The sequence below is a fragment of the Embleya sp. NPDC001921 genome (assembly GCF_053594475.1).
Genome location: NZ_JBSFEO010000001.1, coordinates 104,239 through 121,912 on the forward strand (window position 1 = coordinate 104,239; position 17,674 = coordinate 121,912).

A 17,674-nucleotide genomic window follows, 5' to 3' on the forward strand; every position below is an offset into this window, starting at 1 on the left:
GTCGATGCTCGACCTCGGGACCGAAATCGCGGCATGGCGACGTGCGGGAACGCCATACGCCCTGGCCACCGTGGTCGGCGTCAGCGGGAGCGCGCCCCGCCCCCCGGGTGCGGCGCTCGCGGTGGCCGCCGACGGCACGGTCGTCGGCAGCGTCTCGGGCGGGTGTGTGGAGGGTGCGGTGTACGAGCTGTGCCGCGAGGCGCTGGAGAGCGGGACCCCGGTGCTCCAGCGCTTCGGCTACAGCGACGAGGACGCCTTCGCCGTGGGGCTCACCTGCGGCGGGGTGCTGGACGTGTTCGTTCGACCCGGCGGCGACGCCGCCGTGGAGGCGGCGTTGGCCGCGGCGGAGCGGGACGTCCCGGTCGCCGCGGCCCAGGTCGTGGCCGGGCCGGCCGAGCTGCTCGGCGCGGTGATCACGGTGATCGCCGACACGGAGGTGATCGGTACGTACGGCGCCGATCCCGCGCTGGACGCGTCGGTGATCGACACGGCCCGGGCCATGCTGAACGCGGGCCGCACCGGCTCGCTGACGCTGCGTCCGGACGGCCGTCCGTGCCCGGAGGCGGCTCCCGAGGACATCACCGTCTTCGTCGAGAGCCGCACCCCGCCGCCCCGTCTCCTGGTCTACGGCGCGATCGACTTCGCGGCGGCGGTGGCCCGGATGGGCAAGCTGCTCGGCTACCACGTGACGGTGTGCGACGCCCGCGAGGTGTTCGCGACGCGACGGCGCTTCCCGGAGGCGGACGAGGTCGTCGTCGACTGGCCGCACCGCCACCTGGCCTCGATCGCTCCGTCCCTGGACCGCCGCACGGTGGTCACGGTGCTCACCCACGACCCGAAGTTCGACATCCCCCTCCTGGACCTCGCGCTGCGCCTGGACCTGGCCTACGTCGGCGCGATGGGCTCCCGCCGCACCCACGAGGCCCGCCTCACCCGCCTTCGCGAAACCACGCTCACCGACCACGAGTTGGCCGCCCTCCACTCCCCCATCGGCCTGGACCTGGGCGCCCGAACCCCGGAAGAGACAGCCCTGTCGATCTTCGCCGAGGTCATAGCCACCCACCACGCCGCCACCGGCCTCCCCCTACGCAAAGCCACAGGCCCCATCCACCCCAAAGCCGCCTGATCCCCACCCCGCCCCCAACCGCCCCTCAAGACCACCACCCCACCCGCCATTCGGGCCAACTTCCAGCCCAACCAGGCACCTCAACAGCCCGATCGGCGCTTGAGGCCACCCTTCAGCCCCACCAAGCACCCCAGCCCGGCCAACGCTGGAGGCCACTTCAGCCCAACCAGGCCCCCCAGCCCGGCCGGCGTTTGAGGCCACCTTCCAGCCCGGCCGGCGTTTGAGGCCACCTTCCAGCCCGGCCGGCGTTTGAGGCCACTTCTCAGCCCGGCCCGCGCTTGAGGCCAACCAAGCCACGCAACAGCCCGCCGGCGAATGAGGCGCCCAATTCCGCTGTTGACCGCGCGAGCCGCGCAACTCTCGGAATAGTGGAACCAGCCGGGCCAACACAACCGTTGCCCGGCCGTCCACCCTTGCGTCAGGAGCCCCATGGCCGCGCCCCCACCACAGCCACCGCCCCCACCACCCCCACCACTCCGCGTCGCGATCGCGTCCCATTCCGCCGCGAGCTTCGCCCGACTCCACGCGATCTGCGCCGCCGCCGGCCACCACCCCGTCACCTACGTGCGCGCCCGCTCGCTCCGCCCCCGTCGCGCCGCCGGCCCCCGCACTCCGGCCAAGGTCGCGGAGATCGTCGAACGCCTGCCCGCCGACGTGGATCTCGCGCTGCCCCGCGACGGCGCGGGGGTGACCCGGTTACTGGCCGGCGCCGACCTCGACCTGATCCTGGTACACGGCTTCCCGTGGCGCGTCCCGGCGAGCGCGTTGCGGCTCCCGCGCCTCGGCGCGATCAACATCCACTCCTCGCTGCTGCCTCGGCACCGGGGTCCGTGCCCCATCCACTGGGCCATTCGGGCCGGGGACACCACGACCGGCGTCACCATCCACCGGATGACCGAGGACTTCGACACCGGTCCCGTCCTGGCCCGCGCCGGCGGCATCGAACTCGCCGACGACATCGACCCGGACGCCCTGTTCGCCGAGATCGACGCGACGATCGAACGCCTGCTCCCCGAGGCCCTGGCCCTGGTCGCGGCCCGCGCCCCGGGCACGCCCCAGGACGACACCGAGGCCACCACCGCCGGCTGGGTTCCCGAGGAGGATCGGCTCGTGGACTGGTCCCGCCCCGCCCGCGACATCCACAACGACGTACGGATGTTCCATTTCTTCGTCGACCGCGCCGCGATCGCCACCGTGGCGGGTCGCCGCCTGCTCGTACACCGCACCTCCCCGACCCCGGTGCCCGGTGCCGTCCGGGTCGAGTGCGGGGACGGGCCGCTGTGGATCGTGGAAAGCCAGGAGATCCCGACGTAGGCCGGGAGATCCCGATATAAGCCGGGAAATCTCGATGCAACGGCTCAGTCGCCGAGGATCCGCGCCTGTCGCTCCCTCAGTCGCGATGCCCGCGCGTCGTCGTAGCGGCCCAGAATCCCCACCGCCTCGCGCCGCGCCGCCGCGCCCGCGTCGTGCTCCCCGGAGCACGACCGGGCCTCGGCGAGATCTGTCAGGACGACCGCGAGCCGCCGCCCGTCGTCGAGTTCGCGGAAGACCGCCGCGGCCGTCAGGTGGAAGTCGGCGGCCTCGCGATACCGGCCCAGCGCCTGATACGCGACACCGGTCAGATGCCAGGCCCTCGCCTCACGCACACGATCGCCGAGGCCGTGTTGGAGGGCGGCCGAGCGCCGATAGGAGGCCAGTGCCTCGTCGATGTCGCCGCAGGCCTGTTGGGCACGGCCGAGGGTGGACAACCAATGGCCCTCCCAGACCCGGTTGTGCCGGCTCGTGGCCAGGTCCACGGCCGCCGCGGCCGCCGCGCGTGCGGACTCGGCATCCCCGAGCCCGAGCCGCGCCGCACTCAGCACATTCAGCGCATTGCCCCGATGACCGGCCGAAGCCGGCTCCCGCAACTTTGGCAGCACCTCGCTCACGAGCGCGACGGCAGAGGCGAACTCCTCGGCCTCACAATATGCTTCGGCGAGATTCACCCGAGAGATCCGGGCCCAATGCCACTCGCCGATCGCCTCGAATGCCTCGGCCGCGCGCCGAGCCCACAACACCCCCGCCGCGGAATCGAGAGTGCGCAACCCGAGCACGGCGAGATTGTTCAGCGCGAACGCCACTCCCCGCCGGTCCACCAATTCCTGACGGATCGTCAGGCAATTCCGATGGAAGTCGGCCGCCTCGACCGCCTGCCCTCGCTGCGCGTACGCCATCCCGAGACTTTCCAGAACTTCCGCCTCGGCCGCACGATCCCCCGAGCGTCGAGCCGCCACCAGGCCGGCGTCGGCGATCGCGATCCATTCGTCGAAGGGCTGGAGGCGCATGTGGATGGCCCGGAGTACCACCGCCAATTGCCATGCCGGCCGGTCGAGTCCCGCGCCGACCGCCGCGAGGACTATCGCCGGCAGTCCGGCGCGTTCGGCCTCGTACCACGCGACCGCCTCGTCGTGGCCGGAGAAGACCAGCGGCACGACGCCCTCTTCCGGCGCGTCGAGTTCGACATGCGGCTCGTGTGGATTGATCCAGGTCTGTGCCGCGTCCGCGGTGTGCCCGTACCAGTTCAGGACTCGACGGAGCAGCCCGTTCCGCAGCTCCGGGGCCTCCTCGTGGCAGGCCTGGTCCTTGGCGTAGGTCCGCAGCAAGTCGTGGAAGTGGTAGCGGTCCGCCTCGTGTTGCTCGATGAGGTGGGCACCGATGAGCACGTCGAGCAGGGTCCGCGCCCGCGCGAGACTCACCCCGGCGAGTGTCGCCGCGACAGCCGCCCCGAAATCGGGCCCCGGGTGCAGGCCGAGGAGTCGGAACAGCCGAGCCTCCTCGGGCGGCAACGCGCGGTACGACCACGCGAAGACGGTGCGTACGGCGTCCGCCTCCTCGCCGTCGTCCACCGTCAGCGCGTCCCACAACACCGACTCGTCGCGCAGATCGCGGATCAGGTCGGTGAGCCGCATCCAGGGGCGGGCCGCCGCACGCTCGGCGGCGATCCGCAGTGCCAGCGGCAGGTGCGCGCACAGCCGGGCCAGTTCGGCCAGCGCGGCCGGTTCGTCGTCCGAGCGCTGTCCCGCGGTGACCTCACGCACCAGCCGCACCGCCTCGTCCTCGGACAGCACGTCCAGGGTGATCCGGCGCGCACCCTCCCTGGCGGCCAGTCCGGACAACCGACTCCGGCTCGTCACGAGCACCTGACAACCGCCCGAGCCGGGCAACAACGGGCGAACCTGGGACACGCCCGCGGCGTTGTCCAGCACCACCAGAATGCGCCGTCCGGCCAGCAGGGACCGGTAGGCGGCGGCCTTGTCGGGCAACTTCCGGGGGATCGCCCTCGGCGGTACGTCGAGCGCTTCCAGGAAGCAGTCGAGCGCATGTTGGGGGGTCACCGGCTTGCCCGGGTCGTACCCCCTGAGGTTGACGTACAACTGGCCATCGGGAAACCGATGCTGTTCGCGATGCGCCCAACGCAGCGCCAGCGACGTCTTGCCCACCCCGGCGGTGCCGGCGATGACCGCGAGGGCCGTGACGCCCGGTTCCGTGCAATCGGCGGCGGTGATCTCGTCCAGGCGTTCGAGGTCCCGGGTTCGGTTGACGAATCCGCGCACGTCACCCGGAAGCTGACGAGGCACCGGCCGTCGGGGCGCTCCGTCCTGATGGAAGTGCACCCCGCCGGAGACCTCACGCGCCTGGACGACATTGCCCGCGGCCCCGGACAACTCGGAATGCGTCGACCCGGGCGCGGCGCCCGACGGAGCCGCCGACCCGAATTCACTTCCGCCGGCGGGAGTGGGCATCCTGATCGGCTCCTATTCGAGTTTCGGCGGTGGCAGATGGGTCACGCGGCGCTCGAAGAAGCTTTCGATCTCCTCGCCGTCCCGATAAAGCCCCTCGGCCAATTGCGTGACTTTGGCGACACTTTCCGGATCGGTGATACGAATACCGCCGTCCAGCACGCCGTCGTCGGTGTAGATGATTTTGTAAAGCGTATGCGAACCCAGGGTGATCAATTCGGGCAGCGCGGCGATTCGTTCACGATCGGCAATCTTCTCGGGCCCGATGACCCTGATTTTCTCGCCGACCTCGGCGCGAACCCGCAGAAGATTGAGCTCCCATTGCAGATAGGGTGTGATCGGCTCTTCCACCACGCGCACCCGATACAAGGTGTTCCGCTGCGCGTCGACCGTGGCCTGATACGCGGCGAGAGCACCCCGGCGCCGCTCCGAGAGCCGCAGCGCCTCGCTCCAGTCCCCGCGCGCGAACGCCTCCCAGCTCTCGTTGCCGGGTTCCCTGAAGACCTGCCGACGCTCCAGCTTCCAGGACGCCTCGCCCCGGCCCGCGGCCTCGCGCGCCGCGAAGTCGTCCCGGTAGTCCGCAAGTGCGAGGAACTCGCCCGAAGCCTCGTCGAAGAGGTCGGGATCAGGCATCCGGAATATCCTTCTTGGCGGCGACGAGCATGGTGCGCGGAATGATCACCATGCGCTCGTCGGCGGCGATGGTCACGCCCCCGGGCAAATGCGGCGCGTAGGCGTCGGTCAGATCACGACCGATGATCGCAATGTCACCGTTGTCCAATTCCCAGATATCGGGACAACCCTCACGCCCCTCGCTCTGCCCCTGTTCCGCGGCCGATGTGCCCAGTCGCCGAGACAGCGCGGCGGACGGGTCGGCTTCCCAACGTCGATTCACGACTCCCCCAAGTCTCGAACTCGCCATTGATCACCCAGTGTAAGCGCACCCCCACCGACCGGACAACGCGTATAGGCATACCGATAATCGGTGGGATGAAATGATCACCTTTTATCGATGCCTTGATCGAGAAAATTCCCGCTCGCCCCGCTCAACCTGCTCGACTTGCTCGACCCGCTCGACCCGAACGATTTCCCTCCGATCCCAACCCCGGAGCCCCGTGCCGCCGCGTCCCCGGTGGTGTCCGGCGGCGGAACGCTCCGAGGCCCCCGGCTGGTGCCGGGGGCCTCGGGGGGCTTGCGAGGGTGGGGTCAGTCGCGTTTGAGGGAGCCCTTGATCTTGTTGATCGCCTCGTTGGCCTTGTCCTTGGCGCTCGTGACGGCTTCCTTGGCCTTGGCCGAACCCTGGTCCTGCTGACCCTCGTCGCGCAGATCCTCGTTTCCGGTCGCCTCGCCGACCTTCTCCTTGGCCTGGCCGCCGACATCCTGGGCCTTGTTGCGGATGTTGTCGTCGATGCCCATGTCTCGGGTCTCCTGTCACGATCGACCGCGCGCGTCCGTTGTTCGCGCGACGTCCAGCCCGACCTATAACCGGAAACGACCCGTTCGACACAATTTCGTGACCCTCGTGACCTTTGTCACCCGACTCGGGAGATCTCCACGTTCTCCAGGACGCCGAGCGCGTCGGGCACCAGGACCGCCGCCGAGTAGTACGCCGTGACCAGGTAGGAGATCAGCGCCTGCTCGTTGATGCCCATGAATCGCACGGACAGGCCGGGCTGGTACTCGTCCGGCAGGCCGGTCTGGTGCAGGCCCACCACACCCTGGTCGTCCTCACCCGTACGCAGTACCAGGATCGAGCTCGTGCGCGCCTCGGAGATCGGAATCTTGTTGCACGGGAAGATCGGCACACCGCGCCAGGCCGGGATCTGGTTTCCGCCCACGTCGACCGTGGTCGGGTACAGGCCGAGCCGGCTGCATTCGCGGCCGAACGCGGCGATCGTGCGCGGGTGGGCCAGGAACAACCGGGAGCCGCGCCGCCGGCTGAGCAGCTCGTCCATGTCGTCCGGCGTCGGTGGGCCCGCCTGGGCCTGGATCCGCTGTTCGTAGTCCGCGTTGTGCAGCAGGCCGAACTCGCGGTTGTTGATCAGCTCGTGTTCCTGCCGCTCGCGCAGCGCCTCGATGGTCAGTCGCAACTGCTGCTCGATCTGGTCCATCGGCTGGTTGTACAGATCGGCCACCCGGCTGTGCACCCGCAGCACGGTCTGCGCGGCGCTCAACTCGTATTCGCGTGGCTTGAGTTCGTAGTCCACGAAGCTGCCCGGCAGCACCGCCTCGCCGTGGTGGCCGGCGGACATCGGGATCTCCGCCTCACCCTTCGCGTTCTGTGGCCGGTCGCTGCCCGCGACGTAGTCCGCGAGATGCTCGCGCAGCGTGTCGGCGTGCACCCCCTCGAACGTGTCCCGCGGCATCTCGAGCACGATCACCGAGGTGACCGCCGTGGCCGTGTATTCCCAGGTCGACTCCCGGTCGACGAGCATCTTCTCGCCGAAGTGGTCCCCGTCGCCGTGCAGTCCGAGCGAGGTGCGGTCGCCGTACGGCCCCACCCCGAACCTGCCGACCTTGCCGTGCACGACCAGGAACACCCGGTCGTTCGGCTCGCCGAGCGTGGCGAGCGTCTCCCCCGCCGCGAACTCGCGCCGCACGAAGCGGTCCGCCAGCGCGCGCAGCACCTCCTCGTCCTCGAACCCGCGCAGCGGAGCCAGTTCGCTCAACTCCGCCGGAATCACCCGGACTTCCGATCCGGTCTGAACGAACTGCACCCGCCCGTCGCCCACCCGGTAACTCAACCGCCGGTTGACCCGGTACGTACCACCCGACACCTGGACCCACGGCAACATCTTCAGCAGCCACCGAGACGTGATGTCCTGCATCTGCGGGACGGTCTTGGTCGTGGTCGCGAGATTTCGCGCCGCCGCCGTCGCAAGACTCGAACGAGCCTGCGTGTCCTGGGCCTCACTGTTCGTTTCGGCCCCAGCATCGATCGACAACGATTCCGCCTCCCCTGGATGAACCGGTCTTCGCGGTCAATCGTTGCCGCTGCGAGGGCAGCCGGCCATTACCCGAACGGGTGAGACTGGAGAGGCGTCGAAGTGGCTATGTAACTACGGTTGCCACGGGTTTCCGGGCCGCACGGCCCCACACGGCATGCCGCCGAACGGCCTAACGGCCCAATGGCCCAACAGCCGAACGCGCGCCCGGACGTCCGAGGACATCCGGGCGCGCGTCGACCCGACCCGATCGGGCTTCGGGTGGCTCTCGTCCGGGGGCGGATCCGTCGGCCCCCGGGGGTCAGACGTCCCGGATCGCCGCGACCGCCCGCTTCACGCGCGTTCCGTACTCCGGATCCGCCGCGTGGAAGTGCTGGAGCACCCGATCCACGATGTCGTCCCGGGTGACCTGGCCCAGGCTGCCCGCGATGTTCTCGACCAGCCGGGCCCGTTCCGCGTCGGACATCAACCGGTACAGCTCGCCCGCCTGGAAGAAGTCGTCGTCCTTCGCGTGCGCCGGCGCCTCGTGCGCACCGGTGTGGCCGGTCACCGCGAGCGGAGCGGACAGCGGCTCGCCGCTCTCGTACGGACCGCCGAAGCTGTTCGGCTCGTAGTTCCTGGCCCGCCCACCGGTGTTGGTCGCCATCGCGCCGTCCCGCCCGTGGTTGAGCGCCACGGTCGCCTTGGGCGCGTTCACCGCGAGTTGCGTGTGGTTGACGCCCAGGCGGTAGCGGTGCGCGTCGGCGTACGCGAACAGCCGTCCCTGGAGCATCTTGTCCGGGCTCGGCCCGATCCCCGGCACGAAGTTGTTCGGGCTGAACGCGACCTGTTCCACGTCCGCGAACACGTTCTCCGGGTTGCGGTCCAGGGTCAGTCGGCCGACCTTGATCAGCGGGTGGTCGGCGTGCGGCCACACCTTGGTCAGGTCGAACGGGTTGAACCGGTAGCGCGGCGCCTCGGCGACCGGCATCACCTGGACGTACAGCGTCCAGGACGGGAACACGCCCCGGTCGATCGCCTGGTGCAGGTCGCGCTGGTGCGAATCCGGGTCCTCGCCCGCCAGTTCGGCGCCCTCGGCGCTGGTGAGGGTGCGGATGCCCTGGTTCGTCGTGAAGTGGTACTTCACCCAGAACGCCTCCCCCGCGGCGTTGACCCACTGGTAGGTGTGCGAGCCGAAACCGTTCATGTGCCGGTAGGACGCCGGGATGCCCCGGTCGCCGAACAGCCACGTGACCTGGTGGGTGGCCTCCGGCGAGTGCGACCAGAAGTCCCAGACGTTGTCCGGCTCGGTCACGCCCGTGTACGGGTCGCGCTTCTGCGAGTGGATGAAGTCCGGGAACTTCAGCGGGTCCTTGATGAAGAACACCGGCGTGTTGTTGCCGACGAGGTCGTAATTGCCCTCCTCGGTGTAGAACTTCAGCGCGAACCCGCGCGGATCGCGCACCGCGTCGCCCGCGCCCAGGTTTCCCGCCACGGTCGAGAAGCGCTGGAACACCTCGGTACGGCGCCCGACCGCGCCGAGGAAGTGCGCGCGCGTGTAGCGGGTGACGTCCTCGGTCACCTCGAACACGCCGTACGCGCCGGACCCGCGCGCGTGCACCACCCGCTCCGGGATGCGCTCGCGGTTGAATCGGGCCAGCTTCTCGATCAGGTACTGGTCCTGGAGCAGCAGCGGGCCGCCGGCCCCGGCCGCCGCGCTGTTCTGGTTGTCGGAGACGGGCGCACCGGCCTCCGTCGTCAGTATCGGCTTGCTCATAGCAGAGTTGACTCCCTGTCAGCTATTCCGCGGGATGGCGGCGCCGGTCGTTCCGAGGGTGGGGGCACCCGGGGTGGGCGCACCCGGGGTGGGGTGCGCCGAGGGCCGGCTGTCGCGGGCCCTCGGAGCGTGCGAACGTCCGCTACCGCTCGGAAGGTTCGAAGCGGTTGCGCAGGGCCGTCAGACCGGCCTCGGTCAGCCGTCCGGGCAGACGCAGTCGGGCCACCCCGCCGTCCGGGAAGACCTCGATGCGCACGTGCGTGACGGGCGGTACGTCGGTGAGCCGGAACCGGTGCCGGGTGTCCGGCTGCACCCGTGTGCGCGGCAGCAGTTCGAACCAGGCGTCCGGGTCCGCGCTCGCGTCGCTGCCCACCAGGGCGACCCAACCCGGCGCGTTGCCGAGGTAGTTGTCGATGTCGATCTCGGCGGCCAGGATCTGCGCCTGCTCGACCAGGCGCACCCGCACCCAGTCGTGTCCGTCGTCCCGTCGGCGCCGGGTCTCCCAGCCCTCGCCCATCACCCGCGAGCGCCCCGGCGCGTTGAGGTTGTGCGGCGAGGAGAAGTAGCGGTCGCTGGCCGCCTCGGCCACCGCGCCGTACTCCTGTGCCGCCAGGTCCACCGTGAGCCCGTCCAGCCAGGCCGGATCCGGCACCGCCTCGCCGTACACGCGCAGCCGGGCCACCCCGCCGTCGGGGAAGATGTTCAGCCGCACATGGGTGAACCGCTGCCCGGAGGTGACGGTGAACGGGTGTGCCGTGTCGCCCTCGAGGTCGGTGCGCGCGACGATGGTGGTCCACCGAACCGCCGGGTCGAGCAGTTCCTCGACCGAGGGTGTGCCGGGTACGGACGCGGCCTCCACCGAGCCGCTCGGCGGGTAGTTGCCGGTGAAGAACGCGGTGTCCAGCACGATCCCGCGCAGCACACCGGGCACGCCGAGCCGGACGATCGCCCAGTCGTGCGCGTCCGGTTCGGGATGCGGGTGCTCGGCCGAGGGGCCGCGCCGGCGGCGGGTCTCCCAGCCGTCCATGATCTGGCCCTTGGGGCCGAACGTGTGCGGTACGAAGACCGGCGGCTCGGCCTTGAGCAGGTTCTCCTTCTCGGCGAACCACTCGTCGTTGGCGGCCACCACGCCCGCCCCGAGGGCGCGCGAGGCGAGGTTGACGTATTCGGTGAAATCGGCGGTCATCGGCTGATCTCCTCGTCCGGAAAGGGAGTCGACGGCTACTCGGCTACAACTCGGGACGAGGGGGCGGGCCGTGGCCGCGCAACCGGCGCATTCCCGGGGTGATCACGTGGCGGTCTCCGTCCGGTCCAGGAGCCGCCCGCGCGGGCTTCCGTGCACGTCCACCGGCGCGCCCGCGAGCCACGTGGTGCGCACCGTGCCGGTGAGCGCGCGGCCCGCGTACGGGGTGACCGGGTTGCGGTGGTGCAGCCCGGCCGGGTCCACGGTGAACACCGCGTCCGGGTCGAACGCGACCAGGTCGGCGTCGTATCCCGGTGCGATCGCGCCCTTGCGGGCCAGGCCCACCAACCGGGCCGGGCCGGCCGCCATCAGCGCGACCACGTCGGCCAGTTCGAAGCCGCGCGCCCTGGCCTCGGTCCAGACCGTGGCCAGGCCCAGTTGCAGCGACGCGATCCCGCCCCACGCGGCGGCGAAGTCGCCCACGTCCAGCCGTTTGAGATCGGCGGTGCACGGCGAGTGGTCGGAGACCACGGCGGCGAACGAGCCCGCCTCGATCCCGCGCCACAGCGCGTCGCGGTTGTCCTCGGAACGGATCGGCGGGCAACACTTGAACGCGGTGTCCCCCGCCGGAACACCCTCGGCGACCAGGGTCAGATAGTGCGGGCAGGTCTCGGCGGTGACCGCGATCCCGGCCGCGCGGGCGGCGTCCAGCAGCGGCAACACCCGCGCCGAGGACACGTGCAGGACGTGCACGCGGGCGCCGGTGCGCTTGGCGGTGTCGAGCAACTGCTCGACGGCGACCGTCTCCGCCGCGTCCGGCCGGGACGCGAGGAAGTCGGCGTACTTCCGGCCGGGCACCTGCGGCGCCGCGTCCAGCACGTGCGGCGCCTCGGCGTGGATGATCGCCAGCGCGTCCAGCCGCGCCTGTTCGGTCAGCGCCTCGGCCAACTCGGCCGCGTTCACGTGCGGGAACTCGTCCACGCCGGAGGGTGCGAGGAAGCTCTTGAACCCGTACACGCCCGCCCGGTACAGCGGTTCCAGCTCGTCGGTGTTGCCCGGGATCGCGCCGCCCCAGAAGCCCACGTCCACGTACACCCGACCGCGCGCGACCTCCTGCTTGACCCGCAGCGCGTCGAGCGTGACGGTGGCCGGGATCGAGTTCAGCGGCATGTCGATCAAGGTGGTGACGCCACCGGCCGCCGCCGCCCGGGTCGCGCTCGTGAAGCCCTCCCACGCGGTGCGGCCCGGCTCGTTGATGTGTACGTGGGTATCCACCAGGCCCGGCAGCAGCGCGAGTTCGCCCAGATCCTCGACCGGGGCGCCGGTGGCGCCGCGATAGGGCGCCACGTCGGCGATCCGGCCGCCGGCCACGACCACGTCGGCCGGGATCTCGCCGGCCGGGGTGAACACGCGGCGCGAGCGCAGTACGAGAGTGGGGGTGTGGGTCACGACGCGTCCTCCGAGTCCACGGGATGGGCCGAGCCGATCCGGTCGATCGAACCGGGCCGGTCGGGTGAATCGGTCGGGTCCGACGAGTCGGTCGGGTCGACCGACGCCGACCGGCCGGCCGCGTCGACCCCCTCGTCCCGGCCCGTGAGCAGGTCTCGGGCCAGGCGTTCGCCCGCGTCCTCGGCCAGTTCGCCGGCGCGGGTCATGCTGTCGGCGCCGAGGTCCTCCAGCGCGTAGGCCGCCACGATGCCGGCCGCGTCGAGTTGAACCCCGCTCAACTCGACGCGGCCGCACACCACCGCCACGGGTACACCCCGTTCCCGGGCGGCGACCGCGACCCCGGCCGGTGCCTTGCCGTGCAGGGTCTGCCGGTCCAGGCTGCCCTCTCCGGTGACCACGAGCCGCGCCCCGTCGAGCAGTTCGTCGAAGCCCAGGAGTTCGAGCAGCAGGCCGATGCCGGGCCGGATGCTCGCGCCGAGCAGCGCCAGCGCGCCGAATCCGGCCCCGCCCGCGGCACCCGCCCCGGGCACCTCGGCCAGTTCGGGCGCGACCACCTCGGCCCAGCGCGCGAGCGCCGAGTCCAGGAGCCGCACCTGCTCCGGCGAGGCGCCCTTCTGCGGCCCGTACACCGCCGCGGCCCCCTGGGGACCGAGCAGCGGATTGTCCACGTCCGAGGCGATCACCACCTCGACGCCGGCCAGCCGGGACGCCAGGTCGCCGCGCTCGATCCGGTCCAGCCGCAGCAGCGCGGCCCCGCCCCGGGGCAGTTCCTCCCCCGCCGCGTCCAGCAGCCGTACGCCCAGCGCGCGAGCCAGCCCGGAGCCGCCGTCGGTGGAGGCGCTGCCGCCCAGGCCGAGCACGATCCGGGTACAACCCAGCTCCAGCGCCCGGCCGATCAGCTCGCCCACCCCGGTGGTGTCCGCCGTCAGCGGCGCGGGCCCGTCCGGGAGCAGCGCGAGCCCCGAGGACTCGGCCAGCTCGACCACGGCGGTCCGGCCGCGCACGGCGAGCGCCGCGCCCACCGGCCGCCCGGTCGGGCCGGTGACCCGTACCGGGATGCGCGCGAAGCCGGCGGCCACCGCGGCGTCCACGGTGCCCTCGCCGCCGTCCGCGATCGGCAACATGCGCACGTCCGCGTCCGGACGGGCCCGCCGGATCCCGGCACCGATCCTGACCGCGGCCTGCACGGCGGTCAGGGTCCCCTTGAACTTGTCGGGGGCCAGGACGACGACCGGTCCCATGCGCTGCTCCTTCGGGTGGGCTGCCGGAGGCAATGTCCGGGGTCGGCGCGGAGCCGACTGGTCGGACACCGTGCCGAGGCACAGTCAACTACGTGGCTGCCGCTCTCGGGGAGATCGACAGGGGTGGCGACGCTCCGAAGCGAACACGACACCACGCGTGCGGACGGTCCGACACGGGCACGACGCGGCGCGTGCGATCGAGGTGGCCACGGTCCGACGCGGACACCGACGCGACGGGTGAGATCGGGCCGGCAACCGCCCGGTGACGCGGGCGCGACACCACAAGTGGGATCAGCGTCACCGGGCGGAGTCGAGGGGAGCGGGGCGGGCCCCTGGGAGGGTCCGGCGACTCGGCCCGCCCCGCTCCGGACCTGACGAGCGGGTACACCCCGCCCGGTCACCCGCGGCCGGCCGCGCGGCCGGCCACGGGGGTCGCGGACCGGCTACGGAACCGGTTCGAACTCCTTGACCGCGTCGATCGCCGGCCCGTGCGGCGTGTTCGCCTCGCGCTCGATCATGATCTCCACCAGGACCGGGCGTGACGTGCGCTGCGCCTCCTTGCGGGCCCATTCGATGGTGGACCGGATGTCGTCCGGTTCCACCACCCGCTTGCCCGAGCAGCCGTACGCCTCCATCAACTTGACGTTGTCGGTGCCGACCTCGTCGTAGTGGATGTCGACCTGGAAGTTCATGTCGTACGGGATCGACGCCTGGCGGATCAGCCCGAGGTACTCGTTGTTGATCATGATGAGCACGAACGGCACGTTGTACTGCGCCGCCACCGCGAGTTCCTCGACCAGGTACTGGAAGCCGTAGTCGCCGACGATGCCGACCACCTCGGCGTCCGGGTCGCTGTGCTTGAGCGCCTTCTTGACGCCGATCGCCGCCGGGATCTCCCAGCCGAGCGGGCCGGCCTGGCCGCAGACCTGGTAATGGCGCGGCTTGTAGGCCTTCTGGTGCTGGCCGCCCCAGATCTGGTAGAGGCCGATCGCGGTGACGAAGTAGGTGTCCTCGTCGAAGACCTCGTTGATCTCCTTGTACACCCGCGGCGCCTTGATCGGCACGCTGTCGAAGTCCTCACGCCGGGTCAGCGTCGCGCGCAGTTCCTGGATCCGGGCCACCCACGCGCCCGCCTCGCGGCGGATGCCCCGCTCCTTCGCGGTGGCCAGGATCGCCTGGAGGAAGTGCCGGGTGTCCGAGACGATGCCCAGGTCCGGTTCGAAGACCTTGCCGATCTGGGTCGGCTCGATGTCCACGTGGATGAACTTGCGAGTGCCTCGGTAGACGTCCAGCGTGCCGGTGTGCCGGTCGCCGAAGCGCGCGCCGAGCGCGAGCACCAGATCGGACTCCAGGAACGACGCGTTCCCGTAGCGCTGCGAGGTCTGCACGCCGGTCATCCCGCTGTAGAGCGCGTGGTTCTCGTCGATCGAGCCCTTGCCCATCAGGGTGACCTGCACCGGGATCTGGAGCAGTTCGGCCAGCTCGACGAGCTCTTCGTGCGCCTCGCCGATGATCACGCCGCCACCGGAGAGCAGCAGCGGACGCTCGGCGGCGAGCAGCAGGTCCAAGGCGGCGTCCACGCGCGGCTGGTGCGGGAGCACCTCGCTGACCGGCAGCGGCGCGTCCACCTCGGAGTCCCACCAGATCTCCTGCTTCTGCACGTCCAGCGGCAGGTCGATCAGCACCGGGCCGGGCCGGCCGGAACGGGCCAGCCGGAACGCCTCGCGGAAGATCCACGGCGCCTGTGCGGCCTCCTTGACCTGCACGGACCACTTGGTCACCGGCTTGGCGATCTCGACGATGTCGACCGCCTGGAACGCCTCCTGGTGCAGCTTGCTGGAGACGGCCTGGCCGGTGATGCACACGATCGGGATGGAGTCGGCGAGCGCGGTGTACAGGCCGGTGATCATGTTGGTGCCGGCCGGACCGGAGGTGCCGATCGCGACGCCGACCCCGCCGTTCGTACGGGCCCAGCCGTCCGCCATGTGGGTCGCGCCCTCTTCGTGCCGGACGATCAGGTGCTCGATGCCGCCGACCGTTTCCAGGGCCTGGTACAGCGGCAGGATCGCCGCGCCGGGACAGCCGAACGCGGTGTCCACGCCTTCGGATTTGAGCACCTCGACGACGGCGTTCATGACCGGGACTCGACGGGGTGCCATCAGTTGTCTCCCTGCTTCGAACTGTCTTGCCCGGAACTGCCTTGCTCGGCACCGCCCTGCCCGGAACCGCCCTGCCCGGAACCGCCCCGCGCGGGACCGCCGTTGAGCCTTTCCAGGCCGAGCAGCAGACCGGAGTGGTCCAGCCCGCCGCCGCCCTGGGCGCGCAGCGACGCGACGAGTTGCGCGGTCAGGCCGGCGAGCGGCAGCACGAGGTCGAACTCGCGGGCCGACTCGGTGACGATGCCCATGTCCTTGTGGTGCAGGTCGATCCGGAACCCGGGCTTGAAGTCGCGGTCGCGCATCACCCGGGCCTTGCGGTCCAGGACGGTGCTGCCGGCCAGGCCGCCGGCGAGGACCTTCAGGCCCGCCTCGGTGTCCACCCCGGCGCGTTCGAGGAACAGCAGTGCCTCGGCGACGAGTTGGATGTTGCCCGCGACGATGAGCTGGTTGGCCGCCTTGACCGTCTGGCCCGCGCCGTGCGGGCCGACGTGCACGATGGTCTTGCCGAGCACCTCGAACAGGGGCAGCGCGGCGGCGAAGTCCGCCGCCTCACCGCCGACCATGATGGAAAGCACCGCCTCGACCGCGCCCGCCTCGCCGCCGCTGACCGGGGCGTCCAGCACCCGCAGCTTGTGCTCGGCGCCGGCCTTGGCCACCGCGATCGAGGTGCCGGGCTTGATCGAACTCATGTCGATCACCAGGGTGCCGGGCTTGACCGTGTCCAACACGCCGCCGTCGCCGAACATCACCTTCTCGACGTGCGGGTCGGCCGGGACCATGGTGATCACCACGTCCGCGTCGCGCACCGCCTCGGCGATGTTCGCCGCGCCCTTGCCGCCGGCCGCGATCAGCCGGTCGATGGCGTCCCGTTCCAGGTTGAACGCGGTCACCTCGTGGCCGGCCCGGACCAGGTGGGCGGCCATCGGACCGCCCATGATGCCGAGACCGACGAAACCGATCCTCTTGCTTGCGCCGGTCATCCGGCCCCTCCCTTGGTGTCGCGCAGCTCGCGCGGAAGCCAGCCGAAGCTGTCCGCACTCGGGCCGACGGGCTTGTATTCGAGGCCGACGCGCCCGGTGTACCCGGCGGCGACGAGTCGGCGGAACAGGTCGTCGAAGTCCAGCCCGCCGGTGCCCGGTTGCCCCCGTCCGGGAGTGTCGGCGATCTGTACGTGGCCGAACCGGTCGGCATACGTGTCGATCACGGCGGTGAGGTCCTCGCCGTTGCGGTCGAGGTGGTACAGGTCGCACAGGAAGGTCGCGTTGCCCAGGCCGGTCTCGGCGTTGACCTTGTCCGCCACCGCCACCGCTTCGGCGGCGGTGGTCAGCGGATAGCGCGGATTCTCCGGTGTGTTGAGCGCCTCGATCAGCACGATCGCGCCGATGCCGTGCGCGGCGTGGGCGGCCAGGGCCAGGTTCTCCAGGGCGAGTTCGTCCTGGGCCCGCGGGTCCACGCCGTCCTCGCGGTTGCCGTACAGCGCGTTCAGCGCGCGGCAGCCCAGGCTCTCGGCGAAGCCGGTCGCCGCGGCGATGTTGTCCCGGAAGCGCGCCGATTCGGCCGGCCGGGACAGCAGGCCGCGGTCGCCGGCGGGCATGTCGCCCGCGTCGAAGTTCAGGCCGACCAGGTCGACGCCGGCGTCGCGGATCGCTCGGGCAAGCGCGTCCGACTCGGCGTCGGCGGGGGTCGGGCCGCCGAAGGGCCACCACAGCTCGATCTCGGCGAAGCCGGCCTCGGCGGCGGCAGCGGGCCGCTCGAGGAGCGGGAGTTCGGTGAAGAGGATCGAGAGATTGATGTCGAAGCGCGGATCACGAGCGCTCACGGGATCACCTCTTCCACGTCGGTTCCACAATGCGGAAGTAAGATTCTGCTCACCGGAATGATGCCACGTGCCTTCAACAGTTTGTCAAGGGTGGCCGCCGCAGTCTGACCCACGCGCGCCGCCGGCCGACCCCCGCCCCGCCCCGTCCCCGCCGAGTTCCGCCGGTCGGGCCCCGGCGCGGGGCACCCACCGCACACCCGCACCCCGCGCGAAGGAC

The 17,674-nt window shown here is 71.1% G+C and carries 14 protein-coding genes; 2 read left to right on the forward strand and 12 right to left on the reverse strand.

All coding sequences use genetic code 11. The features are described 5' to 3' along the window. Positions 1-4 precede the first annotated feature (4 nt). Both ACWCPW_RS00430 and ACWCPW_RS00435 read left to right on the forward strand, forming a co-directional pair. Positions 5-1,126, forward strand: coding sequence for an XdhC family protein (locus ACWCPW_RS00430; RefSeq protein ID WP_449759352.1), 1,122 nt, complete (start codon positions 5-7; stop codon positions 1,124-1,126). 429 nt (positions 1,127-1,555) lie between these two features. Then, positions 1,556-2,440, forward strand: coding sequence for a methionyl-tRNA formyltransferase (locus tag ACWCPW_RS00435; RefSeq protein ID WP_449759353.1), 885 nt, complete (start codon positions 1,556-1,558; stop codon positions 2,438-2,440). A 44-nt stretch (positions 2,441-2,484) separates the two neighbouring features. Here ACWCPW_RS00435 and ACWCPW_RS00440 read toward each other — a convergent pair whose 3' ends face one another. The 12 genes from ACWCPW_RS00440 to ACWCPW_RS00495 all read right to left on the reverse strand — a co-directional run bounded on the left by ACWCPW_RS00440 (position 2,485) and on the right by ACWCPW_RS00495 (position 17,457). Then, a complete protein-coding gene (locus tag ACWCPW_RS00440; protein WP_449759354.1) occupies positions 2,485-4,908 on the reverse strand; it encodes an ATP-binding protein in 2,424 nt (807 codons plus the stop codon). Positions 4,909-4,920: 12 nt separating this feature from the next. Further along, positions 4,921-5,538, reverse strand: coding sequence for a DUF6879 family protein (locus ACWCPW_RS00445; RefSeq protein ID WP_449759355.1), 618 nt, complete (start codon positions 5,536-5,538; stop codon positions 4,921-4,923). Next, positions 5,531-5,800, reverse strand: a complete 270-nt coding sequence (locus tag ACWCPW_RS00450; RefSeq protein WP_449759356.1) for a hypothetical protein — start codon at positions 5,798-5,800, stop codon at positions 5,531-5,533. Before ACWCPW_RS00450 ends, ACWCPW_RS00445 begins: the two co-directional genes overlap by 8 nt. A gap of 311 nt (positions 5,801-6,111) precedes the next feature. Further along, the gene (locus tag ACWCPW_RS00455; RefSeq protein WP_395863587.1) at positions 6,112-6,321 is read right to left on the reverse strand and encodes a CsbD family protein; all 210 of its coding nucleotides are present in this window, start codon (positions 6,319-6,321) and stop codon (positions 6,112-6,114) included. A gap of 116 nt (positions 6,322-6,437) precedes the next feature. Beyond that, a complete protein-coding gene (locus ACWCPW_RS00460) occupies positions 6,438-7,850 on the reverse strand; it encodes a family 2B encapsulin nanocompartment shell protein (protein ID WP_449759357.1) in 1,413 nt (470 codons plus the stop codon). Positions 7,851-8,151: 301 nt separating this feature from the next. Next, positions 8,152-9,606, reverse strand: coding sequence for a catalase (locus ACWCPW_RS00465; RefSeq protein WP_449759358.1), 1,455 nt, complete (start codon positions 9,604-9,606; stop codon positions 8,152-8,154). A 142-nt stretch (positions 9,607-9,748) separates the two neighbouring features. After that, complete coding sequence (alc, locus tag ACWCPW_RS00470; RefSeq protein WP_449759359.1) at positions 9,749-10,792, reverse strand: allantoicase; 1,044 nt, start codon at positions 10,790-10,792, stop codon at positions 9,749-9,751. A 102-nt stretch (positions 10,793-10,894) separates the two neighbouring features. Beyond that, the gene (gene allB, locus ACWCPW_RS00475; protein ID WP_449759360.1) at positions 10,895-12,238 is read right to left on the reverse strand and encodes an allantoinase AllB; all 1,344 of its coding nucleotides are present in this window, start codon (positions 12,236-12,238) and stop codon (positions 10,895-10,897) included. Further along, complete coding sequence (locus tag ACWCPW_RS00480; RefSeq protein ID WP_449759361.1) at positions 12,235-13,479, reverse strand: glycerate kinase; 1,245 nt, start codon at positions 13,477-13,479, stop codon at positions 12,235-12,237. Before ACWCPW_RS00480 ends, allB begins: the two co-directional genes overlap by 4 nt. A 443-nt stretch (positions 13,480-13,922) precedes the next feature. After that, positions 13,923-15,638 (reverse strand): glyoxylate carboligase, encoded by a 1,716-nt coding sequence (gene gcl / locus ACWCPW_RS00485; protein ID WP_449759362.1) that lies wholly within the window; start codon positions 15,636-15,638, stop codon positions 13,923-13,925. After that, the gene (locus ACWCPW_RS00490) at positions 15,638-16,618 is read right to left on the reverse strand and encodes a 2-hydroxy-3-oxopropionate reductase (RefSeq protein ID WP_449759363.1); all 981 of its coding nucleotides are present in this window, start codon (positions 16,616-16,618) and stop codon (positions 15,638-15,640) included. Before ACWCPW_RS00490 ends, gcl begins: the two co-directional genes overlap by 1 nt. Continuing rightward, a complete protein-coding gene (locus ACWCPW_RS00495; protein WP_449759364.1) occupies positions 16,615-17,457 on the reverse strand; it encodes a TIM barrel protein in 843 nt (280 codons plus the stop codon). The genes ACWCPW_RS00490 and ACWCPW_RS00495 overlap by 4 nt, the downstream gene beginning before the upstream one ends. Between the last annotated feature and the right edge of the window lie 217 nt (positions 17,458-17,674).